The organism is Agrobacterium sp. ST15.16.055 (genome assembly GCF_027956555.1).
Taxonomy (GTDB): Bacteria; Pseudomonadota; Alphaproteobacteria; order Rhizobiales; family Rhizobiaceae; genus Agrobacterium; species Agrobacterium salinitolerans.
In genome coordinates, this window is record NZ_JAQKGN010000019.1 from 35,536 (window position 1) to 56,319 (window position 20,784).

Annotated in this window: 24 protein-coding genes and 1 riboswitch; of the genes, 9 read left to right on the top strand and 15 right to left on the bottom strand. The window is 56.5% G+C overall.

Features of this window, described 5'->3' with window-relative positions:
* Positions 1-44: 44 nt before the first annotated feature.
* Positions 45-1,229, top strand: a complete 1,185-nt coding sequence (locus tag PL599_RS20710) for a hypothetical protein (protein WP_269824268.1) — start codon at positions 45-47, stop codon at positions 1,227-1,229.
* Positions 1,230-1,294: 65 nt separating this feature from the next.
* On the opposite strand, the gene PL599_RS20715 is transcribed toward PL599_RS20710, so the two are convergent.
* From PL599_RS20715 to PL599_RS20730, 4 genes are all read right to left on the bottom strand, one after another.
* A complete protein-coding gene (locus tag PL599_RS20715; RefSeq protein WP_269824267.1) occupies positions 1,295-1,627 on the bottom strand; it encodes a hypothetical protein in 333 nt (110 codons plus the stop codon).
* A gap of 226 nt (positions 1,628-1,853) precedes the next feature.
* Positions 1,854-2,216 carry a hypothetical protein gene (locus PL599_RS20720; protein ID WP_271359851.1) on the bottom strand — a complete coding sequence of 121 codons (363 nt, stop codon included), beginning with the start codon at positions 2,214-2,216 and terminating at the stop codon, positions 1,854-1,856.
* Positions 2,217-2,681: 465 nt separating this feature from the next.
* Positions 2,682-2,978 (bottom strand): DUF982 domain-containing protein, encoded by a 297-nt coding sequence (locus PL599_RS20725; protein ID WP_271359852.1) that lies wholly within the window; start codon positions 2,976-2,978, stop codon positions 2,682-2,684.
* 106 nt (positions 2,979-3,084) lie between these two features.
* Positions 3,085-3,252, bottom strand: coding sequence for a hypothetical protein (locus PL599_RS20730; protein WP_271359853.1), 168 nt, complete (start codon positions 3,250-3,252; stop codon positions 3,085-3,087).
* A gap of 133 nt (positions 3,253-3,385) precedes the next feature.
* Positions 3,386-3,599, top strand: a riboswitch (cobalamin riboswitch).
* Positions 3,600-4,078: 479 nt separating this feature from the next.
* Between PL599_RS20730 and PL599_RS20735 the strand changes: the two genes are divergently transcribed.
* Both PL599_RS20735 and PL599_RS20740 read left to right on the top strand, forming a co-directional pair.
* Positions 4,079-5,116, top strand: coding sequence for a hypothetical protein (locus PL599_RS20735; RefSeq protein ID WP_271359854.1), 1,038 nt, complete (start codon positions 4,079-4,081; stop codon positions 5,114-5,116).
* A gap of 203 nt (positions 5,117-5,319) precedes the next feature.
* Positions 5,320-5,835 carry a DUF4145 domain-containing protein gene (locus PL599_RS20740; protein ID WP_271359855.1) on the top strand — a complete coding sequence of 172 codons (516 nt, stop codon included), beginning with the start codon at positions 5,320-5,322 and terminating at the stop codon, positions 5,833-5,835.
* 33 nt (positions 5,836-5,868) lie between these two features.
* Here the strand turns inward: PL599_RS20740 and PL599_RS20745 are convergent, their stop codons facing one another.
* From PL599_RS20745 to PL599_RS20775, 7 genes are all read right to left on the bottom strand, one after another.
* A complete protein-coding gene (locus PL599_RS20745) occupies positions 5,869-8,118 on the bottom strand; it encodes an AAA family ATPase (protein ID WP_271359856.1) in 2,250 nt (749 codons plus the stop codon).
* Positions 8,087-8,371 (bottom strand): hypothetical protein, encoded by a 285-nt coding sequence (locus PL599_RS20750; protein ID WP_271359857.1) that lies wholly within the window; start codon positions 8,369-8,371, stop codon positions 8,087-8,089. The genes PL599_RS20745 and PL599_RS20750 overlap by 32 nt, the downstream gene beginning before the upstream one ends.
* Entirely contained in the window at positions 8,368-8,967 is a 600-nt protein-coding gene (locus PL599_RS20755) for a hypothetical protein (RefSeq protein ID WP_271359858.1), read from the bottom strand. Before PL599_RS20755 ends, PL599_RS20750 begins: the two co-directional genes overlap by 4 nt.
* A gap of 69 nt (positions 8,968-9,036) precedes the next feature.
* The gene (locus PL599_RS20760) at positions 9,037-9,267 is read right to left on the bottom strand and encodes a hypothetical protein (protein WP_271359859.1); all 231 of its coding nucleotides are present in this window, start codon (positions 9,265-9,267) and stop codon (positions 9,037-9,039) included.
* Positions 9,264-9,479: a helix-turn-helix transcriptional regulator gene (locus PL599_RS20765; RefSeq protein WP_269824239.1), complete on the bottom strand. Its 216-nt coding sequence runs from the start codon at positions 9,477-9,479 to the stop codon at positions 9,264-9,266. The genes PL599_RS20760 and PL599_RS20765 overlap by 4 nt, the downstream gene beginning before the upstream one ends.
* A gap of 633 nt (positions 9,480-10,112) precedes the next feature.
* Positions 10,113-11,330, bottom strand: a complete 1,218-nt coding sequence (locus PL599_RS20770) for a tyrosine-type recombinase/integrase (RefSeq protein WP_269824238.1) — start codon at positions 11,328-11,330, stop codon at positions 10,113-10,115.
* A 243-nt stretch (positions 11,331-11,573) separates the two neighbouring features.
* A complete protein-coding gene (locus tag PL599_RS20775; RefSeq protein ID WP_269824237.1) occupies positions 11,574-11,933 on the bottom strand; it encodes a DUF2934 domain-containing protein in 360 nt (119 codons plus the stop codon).
* Between the two features lie 167 nt (positions 11,934-12,100).
* Here PL599_RS20775 and PL599_RS20780 point away from each other — a divergent pair, with 167 nt between their 5' ends.
* A complete protein-coding gene (locus tag PL599_RS20780) occupies positions 12,101-12,340 on the top strand; it encodes a hypothetical protein (RefSeq protein WP_077982958.1) in 240 nt (79 codons plus the stop codon).
* A 57-nt stretch (positions 12,341-12,397) separates the two neighbouring features.
* On the opposite strand, the gene PL599_RS20785 is transcribed toward PL599_RS20780, so the two are convergent.
* The 3 genes from PL599_RS20785 to PL599_RS20795 all read right to left on the bottom strand — a co-directional run bounded on the left by PL599_RS20785 (position 12,398) and on the right by PL599_RS20795 (position 13,918).
* Positions 12,398-12,841 carry a TIGR02594 family protein gene (locus PL599_RS20785; protein WP_077982484.1) on the bottom strand — a complete coding sequence of 148 codons (444 nt, stop codon included), beginning with the start codon at positions 12,839-12,841 and terminating at the stop codon, positions 12,398-12,400.
* A gap of 113 nt (positions 12,842-12,954) precedes the next feature.
* A complete protein-coding gene (locus PL599_RS20790) occupies positions 12,955-13,512 on the bottom strand; it encodes a methylated-DNA--[protein]-cysteine S-methyltransferase (protein WP_269824236.1) in 558 nt (185 codons plus the stop codon).
* A gap of 136 nt (positions 13,513-13,648) precedes the next feature.
* On the bottom strand, positions 13,649-13,918 hold the full coding sequence (locus tag PL599_RS20795; protein ID WP_162520436.1) for a DUF982 domain-containing protein: 270 nt from the start codon (positions 13,916-13,918) through the stop codon (positions 13,649-13,651).
* A gap of 189 nt (positions 13,919-14,107) precedes the next feature.
* On the opposite strand from PL599_RS20795, the gene PL599_RS20800 reads away from it, so the two are divergent.
* The 4 genes from PL599_RS20800 (at position 14,108) to sseA (ending at position 18,895) form a co-directional block, all read left to right on the top strand.
* Positions 14,108-15,547 (top strand): cryptochrome/photolyase family protein, encoded by a 1,440-nt coding sequence (locus tag PL599_RS20800; protein WP_269824235.1) that lies wholly within the window; start codon positions 14,108-14,110, stop codon positions 15,545-15,547.
* A 122-nt stretch (positions 15,548-15,669) separates the two neighbouring features.
* Positions 15,670-16,707, top strand: coding sequence for a cysteine synthase A (locus tag PL599_RS20805; RefSeq protein ID WP_191217783.1), 1,038 nt, complete (start codon positions 15,670-15,672; stop codon positions 16,705-16,707).
* A gap of 12 nt (positions 16,708-16,719) precedes the next feature.
* Positions 16,720-17,457 (top strand): alanyl-tRNA editing protein, encoded by a 738-nt coding sequence (locus tag PL599_RS20810; protein ID WP_269824234.1) that lies wholly within the window; start codon positions 16,720-16,722, stop codon positions 17,455-17,457.
* 16 nt (positions 17,458-17,473) lie between these two features.
* Positions 17,474-18,895: a 3-mercaptopyruvate sulfurtransferase gene (gene sseA / locus PL599_RS20815; protein WP_269824233.1), complete on the top strand. Its 1,422-nt coding sequence runs from the start codon at positions 17,474-17,476 to the stop codon at positions 18,893-18,895.
* Between the two features lie 303 nt (positions 18,896-19,198).
* Here the strand turns inward: sseA and PL599_RS20820 are convergent, their stop codons facing one another.
* A complete protein-coding gene (locus tag PL599_RS20820; protein WP_269824232.1) occupies positions 19,199-20,080 on the bottom strand; it encodes a DUF4344 domain-containing metallopeptidase in 882 nt (293 codons plus the stop codon).
* 164 nt (positions 20,081-20,244) lie between these two features.
* Between PL599_RS20820 and PL599_RS20825 the strand changes: the two genes are divergently transcribed.
* Entirely contained in the window at positions 20,245-20,712 is a 468-nt protein-coding gene (locus tag PL599_RS20825) for a DUF1203 domain-containing protein (RefSeq protein ID WP_077982490.1), read from the top strand.
* Positions 20,713-20,784 lie beyond the last annotated feature (72 nt).

Below are 20,784 nucleotides of genomic sequence, written 5' to 3' on the forward strand. Positions count from 1 at the left end.
CCGTTAGCCTATAGTGGCTCACGTGTCGTGAGCGCGATGGTTGAATGAAAACGGACAAACTCCAGAATATCCTACGCGATTTGGATGAGCGACTGCGTCGTTCCGAGGGTAGAGTGCTGTCAGCATCATCTAATCCAGATTCAGCTCGTGGTATGCTCACGCGCTTTTCTCACTTAAGATCGAATATCCGTAGGCTATCTTCAAAACCTGATGCGTTAAGCTTCGCGGAGGTACAGGCGCTAGATTTTCAAATCGACCAATTGGGCGACGCCGCAGCTCGTACTAAAACGACTCTGCTGACGTCGGACCCTTTGTATCGAGTAATGGCGGAAATCTTTGAAGACAGCGCCTACCTTTCACGGCTTACATCAGGCTTGAAGATTGGCCTCAATCAAGTCACACCTGACGACCTGCTTGAATCGACACCAGGGCAAAAAACCGCGGCTTTCCAATTTGCTTACAACAACGACCTTTTAGTCGTCATCGACCAGCCTTTTCAGTCAAGCGAACGAGATCGCGATATAGCTCTGGCAGCGCTTCAATCTGCCGCCGAGCATGGCGAACACATAAATACTGATCTTGAAGGAACGAACGTATCTCCAAGGCTTCGGCACGCCTTTGCAGTCCTCCAAAAAACTTTGGAATCGCATAGCAATGTCGTTCAAGTCGGCCAGCAAGCCCAATTGTGCGGAAGAATGGTGAACGCTGACATAGGAGAACTGTCAGGATCATTAGCAGGCCTCTTGTTGGGTCACGTAGAGATGGTTTTCAATACGTTGTCCCAATTCGAGGACTGGAGAGTTTTCTGCGAAAACGCAGCTTCGTCTGCATTTACCAGTGAGACTGTTGATGGGATGCTCGTCGGCACCCGCGAACTCATTGTCAGCTTTCGCGAAAGTCCATCCGTATCCCCTGCCGTCGTCCAAGCGCTTGAAACGGTTGCTAGTTGGGCGGAGGATGGAAAAACTGATAAACGTGACCTCCTGTCTCTGGCTAGAACAATTGAGAACGCCATGTCCGTGGTCATCAGGTCCGCCTTGCATTTCGCGAAAGACGTTGGGACAGTGGTTCGGAAAAGAGCGGTAAGTGGTACTGCATGGCTACTTATCGGCGCGGCTGCCACATTTATAGTGCCAGCTTTGTCTAAGGTGCCGGGCGCTGAATGGCTGCAGCCCGCTTCGGCTTATTTGAAGGGGTTAGCCTCTAGTTCAGGTCCGTCTGCGCCTTGATGACACGCCAGTTGGTGATTCTGGCGGGCCTTCTTGGCGCTGTGGTGGCGTGGATACGATGTCGGCTATTTCCGACCAATGGACTCACGGACGCGCTGGATGAAGCCAGAGACCTCTGACACGAACTCCATCGCATATTCGTCGCCGCAGGCATCAAGTACAGCCTTGTCAAACAAGTCGACCACATCCGAGCCGTCACTGGGGCTGGCGCATCCTTCGACAAAGTACGCCCCTGCGAGTATCTTTGCTGGAATACCTAGATCGTGGGCGATCGAAGCGATCCGATCAGTGCTGATTTTTTCTTCTTCCCTTTTGAATTCGTCATTTTGGTCGCGATGAAACAAGGCCATCAACGCAAACGCGACCGTTTGTTTTTTCTCAGGACTCAAGTCTCTCATATTTCATTCTCCTCAGGTTGTGCGCTTATGCGCGTTTGTTCTCGTTACGTTCTCATTTTGCGCAGCGAGAGTCAATGAACGGCCAGCAGGCGAGCGCATGACTAGGTGCTCGGAACCGTTGGTAGCGGAAAGCCCCGCTGGCCTGTGGTGATAAAAGACCCCGTCGCCGTAGGGCGCTCAGGGGCAAGTTGGCTGGCCTTGCATGTCAAAGGCCAGCTGGGAAACTTTAGGGGAAGCGGACAACAGCAGCCATCAACTCTGATTCAGAAGGTCTGGTCTCAATGGTGACTTCTGGCTCGTACTGCTCATCCTCATCGGGGGTCACAATGTCTTCTGGATGTCTTAGGTCACGCCACCGCTGCAGCCCCTTCACGCGAACTAGATCGCCTCGATGCGCCAACCTCTCCAATGCAGGCCAGGCCAGCACGTCGGGCACGGGCTTGTTGTCGTTGGCCGCACGGCGAACCTTATTCTCGGCCTTGGCAGCCGGTGCGGTATAGCCGGCGATAAGGTCGGCAAGTTTCGAAAAGTCTTTTGCCTTCACGCTGCGTTCTCCCCGCTTGATACGCTGCACGGCTGACAGCACCATGCCCGCTTGTCCCCAGTGAATGCCCGATCGCATACGATGCACTTGCACGCGTACCCGCCCGGCGCGAACCCGAAACAGTTGTCGTTCGCGGCAACGAGGCTGCCAGCATCAATAACAGTGCCGCGCATCGCGGCTTCGTCGTTCAGCCGCTCGAAAGCCGCACGGCCGTCCTTTGGCAGCCATTTGTCGCGAACCATCGTCGGCGCCGATCCGGCGCCTGGAAATGGGCCACCTATGTTCTGGATGCGAGTTCTGATCATGAAGCCTCCGATGATTAGGATGCGCTCCACACAGCGCAAATATATATAGTGTTTTGGGGCGGGTTCTGTGATCCACGCCTACAGAAAAAGGCGCCACGACGTGAACCACACACATACTTTCCGAGGACGCGCCGAAAACGGCCAGTCGATTTGCGAAATATTTTTGGGCGTAAAAAAAAGCCCCGCTTTCCGCGGGGCTGTGTTGCTATCCAGTGGCGTGAAGGCTGTGTTCGCGCATTGGCGCCGGACTTGCTGACACCATCGGCATGCCGGCTTCAAGACATGCCGAAATGAAAGCCTCACGAGCGACCTCGGAGGGCACCGCCCATTCCAGAGCCGCCCTGCATCGGTTAACTGCCCTCTTGTAACGATCTCCGCGTCGGAGCGGCCACTCTGCTTCCAAAAAATCCAGTGCATCATATACGCTGAAGAATGTTCTCTCGAGTCCGCACTGTAACCGGACGCGAACTGGTGCTCGAAACAAAACGTCTTGACTGTTCATTTCTTACCTCCAATCCAAACAGAACAAGAAGCACGAAAAATATTGGTGGGAGCAAATCCGGGTTCAAGACCGGAGCCGCAAAAAACCGGCTAAGCGCAGACCTCTGTCATTGGCGCTCGTTCTCGTCGCGGTGCGGACACCGCTTCATGAACTTGTCTATTTTTGACCGGTCACCTCGGAACTGTTCCATCACCTCGACAGCCTTTGGCAGACTGACCGAGTATTCCTGTTGCAGTTGCTCGACGGTGTATGGCTGCGTTTCATTGTCTGGCATCTGCGTTCTCCTCATCTGCGAAAATGCGGATGGGGTGATGTCGGTTCCGGGTTGTACCACTACTGCCCTTTTGCCCGGTGCACGTTGCTACGGCTGAAGAGACACGATGATTGACAATCGATGCGACGCACCTTTCCTATCACCTGTTCGAGGTTCTTCCGATTCGCAAGGATCGGGAGCTAAGACGGGAATTCGGTGAGCGCCTTAGCGCAGTGCCGAAGCTGCCCCCGCAACTGTAAGCGGTGAGCGCAATTCCGATTTGGGTCACTAGAGTGCAAGCTTTGGGAAGGCCGGAATTGATGCTGTGATCCGTGAGCCAGGAGACCTGCCTTGAGCAACATCGGTCTTCACACCTTTCCCAAGAGGCGGTGGCAGCAATGTCCTATTCTGAATTCTCCGAAGCTATCAGTGCATTTTTCGCTCACCCCTTTGTCTTGGCGCTCGTACCCGTGCTGCTCGGTTGGTATCTCAATCGAGAAAAAGCAAAGGACAAGTGAACCGAGGTCGCGCTCGTTTCTAATCCTTCTACGGGGGATGGCGTTCCCAGACGCCTCCCCTCCGTAGGAGGGGTAGAGACCGGGAACGCGGGAACGTCAATGAATTCATATAGTTACGCCATTTCCGGAAGCGCTGGAAACGCCAGGAATGGGAACGTGTTTTTCAATGATATCAATAGCTTACCGTTCCCGTTTCCATGGGAACGGGCATTTCTGAAATTTCCGGGAACGGGTTTTTGTTGTGGAGGGCGGAGGCGATCCGGCTACATCTTCCGAACGCGTTTGCTATCATCGCTAGCAAGATTACGTGTGAATCAACCGGAACCGCTATGCCGCCAGACGAGAAGAGTAACGAATGGTCGACCGTCTCGGAGAACAACTGGTTTTCACTGGCTGTTGCTTCTGTCGTTGTCGGATTGGTGCTGTTCGTTTTCGTGGCCACCTGGGTATTAACGCCGAATGATCTCGCGGTAGCAAAACAACGAATTGACATCGTGGTCCCGTTCGCAACCGTCTATCTCGCACTTGTGACTTTTTCTACAATAGCATGGCGAGGACTGGTCAGCGCCAGGCAAGCCGACCAGCAAAAGGCGCAGAATGATGCCAATGACGATGCGAATTACGCAAAGTTGCTGCAAGAGGGCGCTAAGCTTCTTGGAGACCACTCCAAACCACATGACCAATTAGCGGGCCTCGCGAGCCTTGAGGTGGTAATAAACGAGCCCAAAAGACGGTTTTCGCCGCAGGCGCTCGATGTGGCCGCCAACTTCTATAGCTCCATCCACAATGAAATGACTGAGGAGGCAGCACGGCATTATTCTTCGAATGCGGTGATCTCCTTCGCAAGAGCAGTGATTGAAAGAGCATCAGCGTCGGGAATGAAGAGTTCAATTCGCACGAAATTTTCGTCCCCTACCAAACAATTTCGCTGGGTCGGCGTCAGCGGCTTCCTCCATCAGTTCTACGTTGGGGGGATAATTACTCGGTCCGCTTTAGCGATCATCGAGAAAGATCGCTTCTCGGTTCAGGATGCTGGAGTTCATGGTATCGAAGTTCCTCATAATAAGGGACTTTTTGACACGTGCTTATTCAAGTTCTGTAAGGTCAGAACTGTCGACGAATTCATGGTGACCGTGGATAAGCATCGATTTGAACGTTGCGATTTTTCGGGGTGTGAATTTCAGGACGACCCCTACATCATAGACAGAGAGCTGAAATTGAAGAAGCACTCGAATTGGTATGACGTAGACAATCCGCCGATCTATCAGGATTGCTTCAACTGGGACGATATCCTGATAGCAAAGCGATTGACTGAATCCGGGGTTTACTCGCCGGTGAACCCGATCCCCGACGATATCGACTTCTAGTTTGCGCGACAGATTCAATACTGCACGCAACCGTAAAATTTAGGATCGCAATAATGGGTTTTTTCGTTAGGACTTGTGTAAGATGTGGTGTTAGAGGATCGCAGCACTTCCAGGTTGGTGAGAGCCACGATGCGAAAAGTGATCTCTGGGAAGTTTCGGCTAGGTGCTCTGTCTGCTCTCTCATTTCGGTCTACAAAGCTGACATGAGTGGCACAGGAAACAAACCGAGTGCTTATGGCGGCGAGTTGCCGGATCTGTGCGTAGGAAAGTCAGCAGTTAGGATTGCAACTACGGCGCTGGAGCTGAGCGAATACATTCCCGAGCGCATCGCCAGTCTTTTTCGAGAGGCTAATGAATGTCGCCAGATGACGTGGTACGAAGCCGCGGGTGCAATGTATCGGAAGACGCTTGATGTCGCCTCGAAGCATATCTACACGCACGACGAACGATTGGCCAAAAAACAGCCTGCGCAAGCTCTCCGTCCTCGCATCAAAGCATTGGGCGAGATGGGTATCCTCGAAAAAGACATTGTCGAATTAGCCGACGTCGCCGCCCTCGACGGAAACGATGCGACGCACGAAGTTGACCCATACACGAAGGACGAGGCCGAGGCGCTCGAGGATCTTACCCTTGATCTTCTAGACCGACTGTTCGTTCGCCCGGCAAAAATTGCGGCAGTGAAGGCGAAACAGATCGCCGCTGGCGTCCGACCAGCATAGGAGAAAGGGCGGCCTCTCGACCACCCTCTCCTTTCAAATCCGCACTGCCCCGGTTGTGAACGAACCCAGCCCAGTCGCGAAATATCCGCCCGGCACATCAAGCCACTTTGCGATCTTCTCGCCCTTCGCTGCCGCCCTGACAAGCATGCCCTTGCCGAGGGCGTCGTCAACTAGGCCGTGAAGCCGTGATTTCGACAGAGCCTTCAACTCGTCTGGAAGTCGTTCACGCATCTCGAAGACGCCACTTCCGCCTGTCTTTGTGAATGGCGCGCCGGCATTTGCTGCCGCTTCGATCGTCACGACAAGGGCACCGATTAGGTCACCGGTGGGCGGCGTCGCCGAGCCAAGCATCGCCGTCTTGTCGACGAGCAGCCCATGGTCATTTCGCACATATGTTGAGATGACGCGCCGAGCGGCGCCGTTTGCTTTCACAACGCCGCCCAACACGACCTTTCCAGGCATGAAGTCGACGCCGACTGTTTTACAGACCTTCCGCGCCCTCACCTCCTCCGCTGGCCACATAGCGTATGCCAGGCGAAGGCCGTCAACCAAGGCCGTGCTGCCGCGAATGCTGTCGCGCGCATCTCCCAGCGTTTCGATAGGTTTTTGCGTTTTACGCATGTGGTGCGCGACCAAAACCGTTGCGCCCGTCTCCGTAGCAAGCCGGGACATGGACGAGCAAACGAACTGCCCTGCGGCAGGATCCTCGTTGAGTGGGAGATGCGCGAAGCTGGCCAAAGGATCAAATGTCACCAGCCGGAGATCATCGATTTCCAATAGTTGATCGCAGATCCTCCGATAGTTGTCCGTCTCTTGCAGCCCCTTCTTTTTGTCATCCTTCCAAAACGCCTGCGCGCCGCCGGCGGATGGAAGCGGCACGACGATCATCTTCCGACCGAGTTCCGTAAACCTGTGTTCCTTATGGTCTAAAGCGGCGATGCGCCGATGAACTTCTCCAGCGTCATCCTCGGATGTGATCATGACCGATGTGCCGCGCGCCAATACCTTGCCGCCGAATATTGGACTGTCGTAGATGCTCGACCCAAAAGAGACGCGCCGATGTAGCTCCAGCATCGCGTAGGATTTGCCGGTGTCGCCCATGGCCGACACCATTCCGGGCACACCTGTAGGCATAACACCATCGACGAGATACTCAACTTGCGGCGGCTCGCCTTTGAAGCGGTCGACGGTCCAATCAAATATGCTAAAAGTCGGGCCGTTCGGCACGTTGTCGTTCGCGGCAACGAGGTCTTTTCCCGTCCGCTTGGCCACCAAACCCGCAACCGCCGCGGCTCCCGCCCTACGCTCCTCTGCATGGTGAGCACCGAATTTTCCCCAAAGTCGGGCAAAATCCGCCGCTGCGTCTTTTCCTTCGTAGCGGGCGAACCAATCACCGGTAGCTGCCAGGAATGCCGCGCACGCTTGCTCAGCCGCCAGGCCGTCAAATGCCAATTGCTCTACCACCTTGGCGGCGTGTGCCGAACGATCGCCGACGTCATCAGCGGCCAGCATTTCCGCAGACGTCTCACTCACTTCAACATCGGACGCCTTCGGCAGCTCGCCTATGGTTACAGTCGATGATGAAGTTTCCGTCGTCGACCACGCTTGAAGCGCGATGCGAAGGCCTTCGACTTTTGTTACCTCGCCGTCCCATAGCTCTGCGATAGCCACAGGGGCTGGATTTGAGGGGCGCCCGCGGGCAAGTTTCTTAGCGTTCGGCCAGTTCAAAGTCCCTGGCACGCGCCAAACATGGGCCATGTCGACGGTACAGTGATCTGCATTCGCGGCGACCTTTAGCGACCGAGCCAGAGGCTTTGCGTCAGCAACAGATAACGGCGAATCGAGAAGCACAAAACATTGATAGTTACCGGGAGAGCTTTCTACGACGTAGTTCGGGTCGGTCGGCATTGTGCCGGAACGGCCCGTGTCATCATCCAGGTCAGCTACGAGTGCCAGGACTGCAATAACGTCGCTCTCGCCCCCCTTCTTGCCTCGCTCAAGTGTCGGCCTCATTAGATTCGGGCAAATGTAGGTATTCGCGTTAGGCGTTTCAGCGTGCGCCATCACAGCGTCTATCGTTCCTTCGACGTCACCGACTACGTGGTGACTGATGACGCCACCAGCCTTGTCTTCCCCGGTGGGATTCGCGAAGAACGTGGAGACGACAAACTTTCCAGATAGACCGGACGCCAGTTGATGGAGCATCATGACGTGCTCGCGAACTGCGACCTCATCGAATGAAGGCGTAGTATCAGCGATTTGGATTTTCGGCAGTTTCGGCAATTCGGCCCCCAAGCGCGTTCGATGCGGCTACTGTGATTTGCTCTGCGATATCGCGGCGGAAAGTCACTGAGTGGCGACCGGCGATGTTTGGAGCGACGATTCTGCGTGATCCGTCGGGCGATTCACGCAGCAACAAGCCGAACAATCTGACGCCGTCGAGCTCGACCGTGAATTTCGCAATTGTCCGGGCAGCGCCTGGAAACGAAGCCGGCCTTTCGACCGGTTCGATGGACTGGATCGACAGGCCGGTCACGCAGCCACCTCCCGCAATCGGTGAGCATGCCATTGGACCTTATTTCCTGCCTCCTTCCAAAGATCGACAGGACGATCATCGCCAACCCGTTTGATGTGGTGGTCACCATCGTGCTGCCCGCCAACGCGATATTGGAAGCTTCCCGATCTTGCTGCGTAATCAAAGACACGAGGTCCGTAGCCACTGTGCAGGTCGGCAATATCAACGCCGGACAGCTGCCGTTCCAGAGCCAGCACACCCAGCGCCCACGCGCTCTCACTAATAAAAGGTCCCGCGCCAAGCACCATTATTTCAAACGGTTGATGGCCCGGGGTGGTACGGAACGATTTTGCCGTCTTGAATGCCTTCTCTGCCGCCACCTTCGCCTGGTTCATTGCCACCCGTTCGAAACCAGCGAAATGCACGGGCTTAACCTCGACAAGCGCTGGAACCTTCCCCCTGATTAGAAAATCCGGCGTCCATCCACGAAGGTCTAGGGGTTCGTAATCCCATTTCCACCCCACAATGTCGAAGAATGCGGCCCATCGAGCTTCAAGGCGCGATCGAAACTGAACATGGTTATACCGCGTCGGTATGGAGGCGATGTCGTAGATCATAGTTCTCCTCTCGCCGGCAGCGCCGGACGTTGCAGTTGATGATGATTTTGGGGTTGGTTTAGGCGGCCGTTAGATCGGCCAACCGATAGCTGCCATCTCGTTACTCAATGAGATGGCGTGGCCTGAAGTTTCTGCCGCATCAAGAATGACGCATTCATCGTGGATGGCAAATCCGCGCATCCACTCCTCCTTCGTGATGCCTGGGAACAGCGCAGCGATCTCGGTTTTCATGGCTGCGAGATCCGCATCGGGGCCCACCTTGGACAGGAACGCGGCGAGCTTTGCTGACTGGTCGCTCATGCTGCCGCCCTCGCCCGTGCGTCGATCTTAGCTTGTACCCACGCGGTGACTTCACTGCGAACGAAAGCCACGCGGCGTTCTCCCAATTCCACCGCAACGGGGAATCGCCCCTCAGAGCGATAGCGATTGAGCATTGTCCGCGACATGGATGTCATTTTGCACGCATCATTCAATGAAATGAGCGCTGGTGCATTATCATTTTGGTGCTTCATGGTTCCCCCTTCTCGGTCAAAAACATTCTATTAATGTAATATGCGCATTATTGACATAAAAGTCAATACCGTATTGCGCGCATTAATGAAATATGCAAAAACGGCGCAAAGGAGAGCTTGGATGGTATCGCAGAAACAGTTGATTGAATTGGTGGCTGACACTATAGGGGCGTCGATCGAGACGGTGACAGTTATCGACCGATACCTCGCGGAAGCAGGGTATCGCACCAGGGCGTTGCGAGGTCGCGGAAGCACTTCGATGACATACCAGGACGCTGCCAACATGATCATTGCTACCGCATGGGATGCCAACCCCAAAGATGCAGTCAGCATAGTGACAGCTTACCGTGGCCTTCCGCCTAGTCGCGTCGCGGAAACAGTGCACATATCTGCTGATGCGTTGGGATCCACGTTTGGGGAAGCGCTAGCCAACATGTTGGAATCAGTCCCAAAAGAACGAGCGGCATTCAGTTCGCACGAGGATGCTCCGGGGCACATGTCTCTCCGCGTGAAAATGTTTGGCCCGGAACCTCGGGCGACCATAACTCTTGTGAAGGAAGGCAGATCCAACACGTTTGAGTTCGGCCCCGCAGCTTCTGGTTCCACAGATCTCCGTCGGACGGTGGAATTCAGTCAGATTACGGTCGGGTTCGTAGGGGAAGCGGTAGCCGAAGATTTGTAAAGATAATCTGCCCACTGCCCCATTAATGCGCGCCGTCGCTCAAGGGCGTCCGATCGCGCATACGACCTTTCCACAACATCTCCTACAGCATGGGCAAGGGCAGCTTCTGCAATTTCCCTAGGCGCGTGAGCGACCTCGGTTGCCCAATCGCGGAATGTGCTTCGGAAGCCATGTACTGTGTAAGCCCCTGCCCCCGCGGCTTTTAGTGCTTTAGCCAGCGTCATGTCTGAGAGAGGCCGCTTGTCTCGCACGCCAGGAAATACGAGATCGTTCACAGCTTGAGCTTTCATCGCCTTCAGAAGCGTAACGGCTTTTTCCGAAAGTGGCACGCGATGCAACTTGCCTCCCTTCATTCGCACGGCCGGCACAGTCCATATCTTCGCATCAAGGTCGAACTCATCCCAGACCGCACCGCGCGTCTCCCCAGATCGCGCTGCCGTAAGTATCGTGAACTCCAATGCTCGAGCGCCGACACCCCTCACTTCAGCCAGCTTCTTCATGAATGCAGACGCGTCGGCATGAGTCAGGGATGCATGATGATTGCGATTAGAAAGCTCGTTGGGTTTATGTAGCACGTGCTCAAGCGTGCCTTTCCAGGCTGCCGGATTGTCGCCAGATCGGTGACCCTCAACCTTCGCCGCATCGAGAACACGCTCAATTGCTTCACGAAGCTTCTCAGCGGTTTCTTGCTTATCGCCCCATATTGGCTCTAGCACCTGGACGACGTCCCGCACGCGGATAGCCGCGAGCGTCTTGGGCCGTATCGGGCTCGCATGTTTTGTGAGAAGGTTTCGCCACCTGGCTTCTGTCTTGGCGCCTCGCCAACGACCGGCCTTAACCGCAGCATCGATAAAAGCGTCGGCGTATGCCCCGAACGTCACTGCTTTCAGTGAAACTTCCTCGGCTTCGCGCTTGGCTGCGAGCGGATCGATACCAGAGCGAACCATCCGGCGCGCCGCCTCAGCCTTGTCCCTTGCATCAGCCAGGCCGACGGTGTGGAGCGGCCCAAGACCCATCTCGCGGCGCAGGCCGGCGAAGGTGTAATTGAAAATCCAATAGCGGCCTGTACCTTTCGAGACTAGATACAAACCTCCTCCGTCGCGCAGCTTCGTTGACTTGCTCGCCGCGATCGTTTTGACGGTTAGAACGTTCTTAGTATGGCTCCCCATTTTCTTTCCCCACAATTTCCCCGCTATTGGGGTGTGCGCTAATATTCAGCGCTATGGGCAAAATGGTCAAGCATCCATCTGAAAGATAAGTACTTTCTTGACGGATAGTTTTCGTTATGGTCGTTAAAGTTGCTCAAATTTATCCGGCCCGGGGAGCCATTTTCTCTCAAAACATATAATGTAGAGCTTAAAATGGCTTTCCGCCCGGCCGGATAGACGCATCGCGTTTTATACCTGAAGGCTTCAGGCTTTTTTCGGTGCGCGTTTGGTTGCCCGGGTTGTCGTGGTAAGCGCTGGCGGATCGCTCGCAGGGAAACTTTCTTCAAGGCTTTCGGTCAAATCATCGTCCTTGTCCATCTGAGATGCCGTCTGCTCTTTCTGAAGCGACTTTACAGCCGGTGACTTCGTTTTCTTTGCCGGCGTTTTAGCGGTGGGGGATTTTTTTGCGCCGCTTTTGCTGGCAGATTTCGCCTTGCCGGCATTGTTGGAGACTTCCTGCTCCGCTTCCATCCAGTGCCGTTCGTGATGACCCTCCGGCCTTCCCTCTTTCTCCCATATTGCGCGGGCTCTTTCCCGGATTTCGGCTTCGTGATCATGGTCCATAACGGCCTCCCTCTTTTCGTGGCACCGGCTTTATTCTGCCCATGGAAAACCCGAAAAAGCTAGAATTTGTTCCGCCTTCGAAAGCCGTAGATGCGGATTTCGCGATCATCGAAGGAACCGCCCCGGCGGCCGATCGTTTGCTCCACGATAACAACAGGAGAATTCCGATGACCGGCGCCAGGCATAAAAGTCCCGAACCTCTCGATATTCGACAAAAGGACGTGGCGGATTTTGAAACCGACAGCGATCTGAAGTCTAAAGACAGTGAAATCTATCCGGATGAATCGATCAGCCTTCGCGCGCGCAGGCAGGCGGCGCGGCAGCATGAGGACGCCTTTATCGTGGCGACCGACCTGGAAGACGACGATCAGCGAGACGCGGCACCAGGCACAAGAGAGCAGCCTTAGACCTGAAAAAGGAAAAGGCGGGTCAAAGCCCGCCTTTATCAAAAAATGCAAGGAGATTTATCGGCGGACCGAAACGATGGCCTTGCGATTGAAGTTCGACACCTGCACCCGGCCGGACTGGTTACCGCCGAGAATCTTGGCCGTCTTGCCGCTCATGCTTTTCAATATTCCGGCATGGTAACCACGGCCGTTGCGAATGACAACGACATCGCCCGGCTTGGCCTGACTGACAGGCACGGCATAGCCGAAGGATCTCCAGGACTTCGCAAACCCATAGGATTTTGGAGATTTCCGCCCGACCTTGCTGGCGACGGCATGCAGGAAAAGGCCGCACCAAGGGGTACTACGTGGATTTGCGCCAAGAATGTTCTTGAGGCTCTTGTTATTTTTGGACTCATGCAGCCCGGTGTATTTTTCTGCCTGGTTCAGCATGCCGGCGGAGGCCGATGCAACGACTGTAAAAGACAAGGCAACCGATAGAATTAACGCGGATACTTTCAAACGTTTCGCCCTTATGTTAGAGGGCGCCCGTGTATTGTGACAATTTAGCGACAATTTGACGAGAAATGGGCAGAAATCAGACGCCTATTCATGCGCGCTCATCTGTCATTGCTTCAAAACAGGCTGCCTTGCGCCTCATCGGCCCGGCTGCGGCCGGCATTTTCGAGATCCAGCATACGCAATTTGGTGGTGGTTCCACCCGGCGCAGAGAAGCCGCCAAGCCTGCCGCCGGCGGCAAGCACCCGGTGACAGGGAATGATCAGCGGCACCGGATTTTTCGCCATGGCCTGACCGACATCGCGGGCCTTTTCCATACCAAGACCAAGCGTCTTTACGATGCCGCCATAGGTCGTCGTGTTGCCCCAGCCGATCTGCCGCGCAACGGCGTAAACATCGAGGAAAAAACGATCCTGCCCGGCGAGATCGAGTTCGACTGTGGTAAAATCGATTTCCTCGCCGCCAAAATAACGGGTGATCATTGCAACCACCTCACGCGTGCGTGTTTCCGGAACAGCGAGAGAGGCGGACGGCAGGCGCTTCAGGAGAAGCTTTTCTGTCTCGCCGGCATCAGGGCCGGGCAATTGCAGACGCGCGATACCATGCCCCGCCCATGCCAGGCCGCAATGGCCGAGGGCCGTGGGAAAAACAATATAACCGTGGTGGTTGCTCATCGCCGTCACTCATTCGCCTTTTCGTATGCACGATGCCATATCCCACATTCGAAACAACCCCGTTCCCACCCTCTCAACACACAAGGCCACCCGTTTTTGGCGGGTGGCCTTTTACACGTCAGTTCCGAAAATCCGTTCAGGATGCGATTTTGTCCGGCTCTTCCACCAGGCACTGCGCCTGCCGACTGGCGGCGACGAAGGCCGTGCGGGCGATTTCTCCCGCTACGTCGCCCATCAGCGAGGCGCGGCACAGGCGCAGCGCCTGTTCATGTACCTTGTCGCCCCGTTTGGGCCATTCATGCTGGAGAAAATCGAAAGCGTCGTAAACGCCGTTGAAAATCCGGGGAGCGCCGTTTTCAAGAGAGATGGTAACGGGCTTTTCCCACTTAACGTCATTCAGCAACATTGATTGCACTTCCATGCTCTATTAACCCGCGACAAACGCCGGCTCCTCCAGTTGGTTCCCTTTATCAGCGGTTTCAAGGGCGAAAAAATAACCCCCTAGAAACCGTGCGCCCCCATCTTTTCATTGTAGCCGATTTGCGGAACAAAGCGGTTCAACACTCGTTCAAGCGGAAGTGAACCGGGACCCTTCATGTCAACAACAGTCTCCCCCGCAATCGTCTGGTTCCGCAAGGACTTGCGCCTTTCGGACAATCTCGCCTTGCTTGCCGCCGTGGAGCACGGGGGGCCGGTCATCCCCGTCTATATCAGGGAAGAATCATGTGGCCCGCTGGGCGGCGCACAGGAATGGTGGCTTCATCATTCGGTCGCCTCGCTTTCCGCCGCACTGGAAAAAACCGGCAGCCGTCTTCTGCTTTTAAGCGGCGAGGCCGAAAAGACGTTGCGCGCGCTAATATCCGAAACCGGCGCCGACGCGATATTCTGGAACCGCCGATATGATCCGGCCGGCATGGCCACGGACAAGGCGCTCAAACAGAAGCTACGCGACGACGGGCTGACCGTCCGCAGCTTTTCCGGGCATCTCCTGCACGAGCCATCACGGCTGCAGACGAAATCCGGCGGGCCTTACCGGGTCTATACGCCCTTCTGGCGGGCGCTGGAGGGCGGCGAAGAGCCACACGCGCCAGCGGATGCGCCAAAGAGCCTGAAGGCGCCCAAGGTCTGGCCGAAGTCCGAAAAACTCGCCGACTGGAAGCTGCTGCCCACCACGCCGGACTGGGCAAAGGATTTCAGTGACATCTGGACCCCCGGTGAAAACGGTGCGCAGGAAAAACTCGATGATTTCATCGATGGTGCCCTGAAAGGTTATGAAGAAGGCCGGGATTTTCCAGCAAAACCCGCGACGTCGCTGCTTTCACCGCATCTTGCCGCGGGCGAGATATCGCCGGCGGCCGTCTGGCACGCCACGAAAGGGCTTTCGCGGCATATTGCCTCCAATGATATCAGCCGTTTCCGCAAGGAAATCGTCTGGCGGGAATTCTGCTACCACCTGCTGTTCCATTTCCCGGAACTGGACGAAAAGAACTGGAACGACAGTTTCGACGCCTTTCCCTGGCGGGATGATGAGACGTCCTTCACGGCCTGGACGCGCGGCATGACGGGTTACCCGATTGTCGATGCCGGCATGCGACAATTGTGGCAACACGGCATCATGCACAACCGGGTGCGCATGATCGTGGCATCCTTCCTCATCAAACATCTGCTGATCGACTGGCGCAAGGGCGAGAAATGGTTTCGCGATACGCTTGTCGATGCCGACCCGGCGTCCAATGCCGCCAACTGGCAATGGGTGGCGGGCTCGGGGGCGGATGCCTCGCCGTTCTTCCGCATCTTCAACCCCATATTGCAGGGAGAGAAATTCGACGGCGACGGGGATTATGTACGCCGCTTCGTGCCTGAGCTTGAAAAGCTCGAGCGGAAATACATCCACAAGCCGTTCGAAGCGCCGAAGGATGTGCTGAAAAAGGCGGGCATCGAACTCGGCAAGATCTATCCGCTGCCGATCGTCGACCACGCAAAGGCGCGCGAAAGAGCGCTCGCCGCCTACGCCGCAGTGAAGAAGGCCACATAAAACTGGGTATCGGCAAAATTTTGCGTGGCTAAGCCAAAGCCGGGAAGATAATTTCTTGTCTTGAAGCGGTTGTAACGGGACATAACGGCACCTAATTTCCGCTCAGACAAGAAGGCTCGATCATGACCATTCATCCCTCTGCGCTCAGTGCTATCGGCAACACGCCGCTCATCCGCCTGAAAGCTGCCTCTGAAGCAACGGGGTGTGAAATCCTCGGCAAGGCGGAATTCCTCAATCCCGGCCAGTCGGTGAAGGATCGCGCCGCGCTCTACATCATCCGCGACGCCGAACGGCGCGGACAGTTGCGCCCAGGCGGCACCATCGTGGAAGGGACGGCCGGCAATACCGGCATCGGCCTGTCGCTGGTCGCCAATGCGCTTGGCTACAAGACCGTCATCGTCATTCCCGAGACGCAGAGCCAGGAAAAGAAAGATGCGCTGAAACTTCTCGGCGCCAAGCTGGTCGAGGTTCCGGCAGCACCCTATTCCAACCCGAACAATTACGTGAAGGTTTCAGGCCGGCTGGCAAAACAGCTTGCCGCAACGGATGAGAACGGCGCGATCTGGGCCAACCAGTTCGATAATATCGCCAACCGCCAGGCGCATATTGAGACGACGGCCCCGGAAATCTGGGACCAGACAGACGGCAAGGTGGATGGCTTCATCTGCGCAGTCGGTTCCGGCGGGACGCTTGCGGGCGTGGCCGATGGCCTGCGCGATTTCAATCCCGACATCAAGATCGGTCTTGCCGATCCTGAAGGTGCCGCCCTCTACGAATTCTACAAGCACGGCGTCCTGAAATCCGAAGGTTCTTCCATCACGGAAGGGATCGGCCAGGGCCGCATCACCGCCAATCTGGAAGGTTTCGCCCCGGACTTTTCCTATCGAATTGCAGACGCGGAAGCCTTGCCCATTCTCTTTGATCTGGTCACGAAAGAAGGCCTTTGCCTCGGCGGTTCTTCGGGCATCAACATTGCCGGTGCAATCCGCCTTGCCCGCGAGCTCGGTCCGGGGCATACAATCGTGACGATACTTTGCGACTACGGCAATCGTTATCAGTCGAAGCTCTTCAATCCGGATTTCCTGCGCTCAAAGGGGCTTCCCGTGCCGCAGTGGCTGGCGACCAAGAGCGAGATTCCGGTTCCCTACGAAACCGTTTAAGGAAATGCCGAAATGCCTGTGAATGCCCTGTTCCGTGACGATTTTTATCTTTCCACCGCAGAAGCGATCGTCACGGCGGTGCATGAGGATGGCGGCATAGAGCTAGACCAGACCTGCTTTTACGCCACCTCCGGCGGCCAGCCGGGCGATAGCGGCTTTCTCGAGCGGGCCGATGGGTCGCGCATCGAACTCGGCATCACCAGAAACGGTGCCGACAAGAGCGTGATCGTCCATGTGCCGCTCGAAGGCCAACCTTCACCCAAGGTCGGCGAAAAACTGACGCTGCATGTGGACTGGCCGCGTCGTTACAAGCTGATGCGCATGCACACCGCCTGCCACCTGCTCTCCGTCGTCTGCCAATGGCCGATCACCGGTGCGGCGGTCGGCGAGGATGAATCGCGTGTCGATTTCGACATGTCGGAAACCATCGACAAGGACGAGGTGACCGCAAAGCTGATGGAGCTGGTGAAAGCCAACCACCCCGTCTTCCTGCAATGGATCACCGACGAGGAGCTTGCCGCCAATCCGGGCATCGTCAAATCCAAGAATGTGCGCCCGCCAATGGGTCTTGGCCGGGTCAGCCTCGTCTGCATCGGCGAAAATTCCAGTATCGACAGCCAGCCCTGCGGCGGCACCCATGTTTCCGAAACGCAGGAAGTGGGCGATATTCACATTGCCAAGATAGAAAAGAAGGGCAAGGAGAACAGGCGGTTCCGCATTCGTTTCGGCGCGCCTGAAGCTGCTGCCTGAAATCAGGAGAGACATCGTGAGCACGGATAAGAGCCGTTTCGTCGTTTCGTCGGACTGGGTGGAAAAGCAGCTCGGCACGACCGGGTTTCGTCTCGTTGATGCCTCATGGTATCTGCCGGCGCACAAACGCAACGGTGTGGAAGAATTCGCAGCCGGCCATCTGCCCGGTGCGGTCTTTTTCGATCAGGACAAGATCGCCGATCACACCACCGGCCTGCCGCACTCCCTGCCCTCGCCGGAATTCTTTGCGGAACAGGCCGGTTCGCTCGGGCTCAGCGACACCGATACGATCGTGGTTTATGACGGTCCCGGCTTCTTTTCCGCGCCGCGTGTGTGGTGGATGTTGCGGGTGATGGGCGTGCGCAAAGCCTATGTGCTGGATGGCGGCCTCGACGGCTGGAAACGCGAAGGGCGGCCGCTCGAAACCGGCACGCCGGAAATCGAGCCGGCGACCTTTACGCCTGACTTCAACGAAAAGCGAGTGACGTCGCTGGGCGCCATGCGCGGCATCGTCGAAAGCGGTGAAAAACAGATTGCCGACGCTCGCGGCGCCGGACGCTTTACCGGCGACGAGGCCGAGCCGCGTGCTGGCATGCGCTCCGGCCACATGCCCGGCGCGCGCAGCCTGCCCGCAACGGCCTTTTCCGAAAACGGCCACTTCAAGGATTTGACCGCCATCCGCAAGATGGTCACCGATGCCGGTATCGATCTTTCCAAGCCGGTGGTGACGAGCTGCGGCTCGGGCGTCACCGCCGCTGTCATCACCCTAGCCCTGGAATCGCTCGGCCATAAGGATAATTCGCTTTATGACGGCTCATGGTCGGAATGGGGCGGATTGCAGGATACGCCGGTGGTGACCGGTCCGGCGGATGCAATCCCCACATTGTCGCACGGACCGCTGAAGGCGCATGTGACGCAGCTCGAAATGACGACGCCGCCGAAGGTCAGCCTGCCGATCCCCGTGAACATCCAGACGGCGCTGATGCGGGTCAACAATATCCCCCTGCACTTCTACCGCTATCTCTACTGGCGGGTGGGGAAACGCTGGCACTGGCAAAAACGCATGCGCATGAGCGACGCCGAGCTTTCCGCCATTCTGCGCGATCCGAAAAACAGCGTTACGGTTCTTTATATGAACGGTGCGCCCGCCGGTTTCTTCGAACTGAACAGGGCGAGCGACGAGGTGACCGAGCTTTCCTATTTCGGTCTACTGGAAGAGGCGATCGGCGCGGGCGTCGGCAAATGGTTCCTTCTGCAAGCGCTTTACGCCGCCTGGCAGGACAATCCGCAGCGGGTGACGGTGACCACGAATACGCTCGACCATCCGCGCGCATTGCAGCTTTACCAGATGATGGGTTTTTCGCCCGTCGGCACCTATGAGGCCTGGGTGGAGCCGCTTGCCGATACCGAGCTTTTGGAGATATCGCTGCGCAATTGAGTAGCGCCATTGAGAGTAACGCGTGCCATTCTCCGATAAGGAGTGTCTGTTCCCCGCTCCCTCATCCCTGTGCTCGTCACAGGAGTCCAGCCAGCCCAAGTCCTTGGGCTGAAAAAGACTCTCTCGCCGCGCAGACGCGCGTCAGCTAGATTGCCGTGACAAGCAACAGGAATGAGGGGGTGAGGGAAATGTCAGCGCAGGAACCGCTGCGCAATGTTGGTGGGGATACTTTTTACGGCGCAGCAGCACGGCACTTTCCTCCCATATCAGGAAGCCAGATCGCCAGCGGCCGACAATCTGCCCTCAGATTTCCCGCTCCAGATTAACGGCTGCCGTCGGTATTTTCCCGCCTACAGCACCTTTGTCTTCCGTGACGGTGTTCTGCAGATGATCGGCAATCAGTTCCGCCTGGAACTTGCCGAGTTCATAACAATAGGTGATCTCGCGCTTTTCCGCCGACCAAAAGACGTCGGGACGGCCGCAGGATTTGGCCGTCAGCTTGACGTCCCCTTTCAGGCCATAGCTGCTAAAACTGCGGCTGATGAGATCGAGAACTTTGGATTCCTTGATCATGATGGCGTATGGTTCAAGTTCCGGGTCGCGCGGCGGCATGTAGCTGATGGAGAATCTGGAAGGCGCCTGGCTGCGGTGGGGCGCGAGAAAATTCTCCCACGCCGACGCAACGCCCGGATAGGCGGCGGCGCATTTGTCGAATTCGGCATTGTTGAGCCCCATCATGGCGGCCAGATCGCCGTAACCGTCCTTGTCGCGGCCAACCATCAGGCAGGCCATTTTGCGATCACGGCTCCTGTCTGGCACCAGCAAAGAGAAGACCGGGGCTTCATGCTCAGGCAGGGTCTGCGCCTCACGCGCCAGATACCAGCTGTCCGTGGCATTGACGAGCGCGGTGTCGAGCCACTCCTCGTTGGCCTGGAGGATAAGCGTTCCTGCGAGTTGATCCGCCGGGGCCTGGGAACTTGCCGTCTGCGCCGTTCCGAAATCCGAGATCAGCATGCGCGCGCCCTCGTGATAAAGCGAGAAAATCGCATTGCCGATGACGAAATTGACCGCCTGCTGAAGCTGTTCGTCGGACAGGCCATCGAGGCCAGACGCCATCTGGGCCTGAGCGGGAACCGTCAACGAAACGAAAGCCAGTGGAACGACGGCCAGAAAACGACGGAACATAAAATCAGACCTTCCGGGAACGAGGAGCGTCACTGATTCCCGAAGCTAACGAGTCACGCAATGGGCCGGTTGCATCGCCCGTCAAGAATCGGGTGGATAGCGATCCGTTTCGGGACCATAGCTGCAAAGAAGCAACGCCGATCCCAACATAGGAGGTTCCCGACATGACCGATCTCGTTTTCACCGCAATGCCGGCTAAGGAAGCCGAAGCTTACCGGGCAGGAGCCGCCGACGCTTATGGCAATGCACCGGAGAACGCCGTTTCTCCTGGAGGTATGCCATGCCGCCACTGCCTTCGCCAGATCGGTGAAGGCGACGCGATGCTGATCCTCGCCTACCGGCCCTTTCCCTCGCTGCAGCCCTATGCGGAAACGGGGCCGGTGTTTCTGCATGCCGACGCCTGTGAGCGCTACCCGCAGACGCAGACCATTCCGCCGATGCTGGACAGCCCGGATTACATCGTGCGCGGTTATGGGGCCGATGACCGCATCGTCTACGGCACCGGCGCGGTGACGGCGACAAACGAAATCGTGTCACGCGCGCAGCAACTTCTGGAACGTTCGGATGTCGCTTATGTCCACGTGCGCTCCGCCCGCAACAATTGCTATCAGTGCCGTATCGACACAGCATAATCGGTAATTACATGCAATTTTAAGAGAAGAACTAAACGGCTCTCAAGTTTTCCGCGCCATGATGCAGGTATC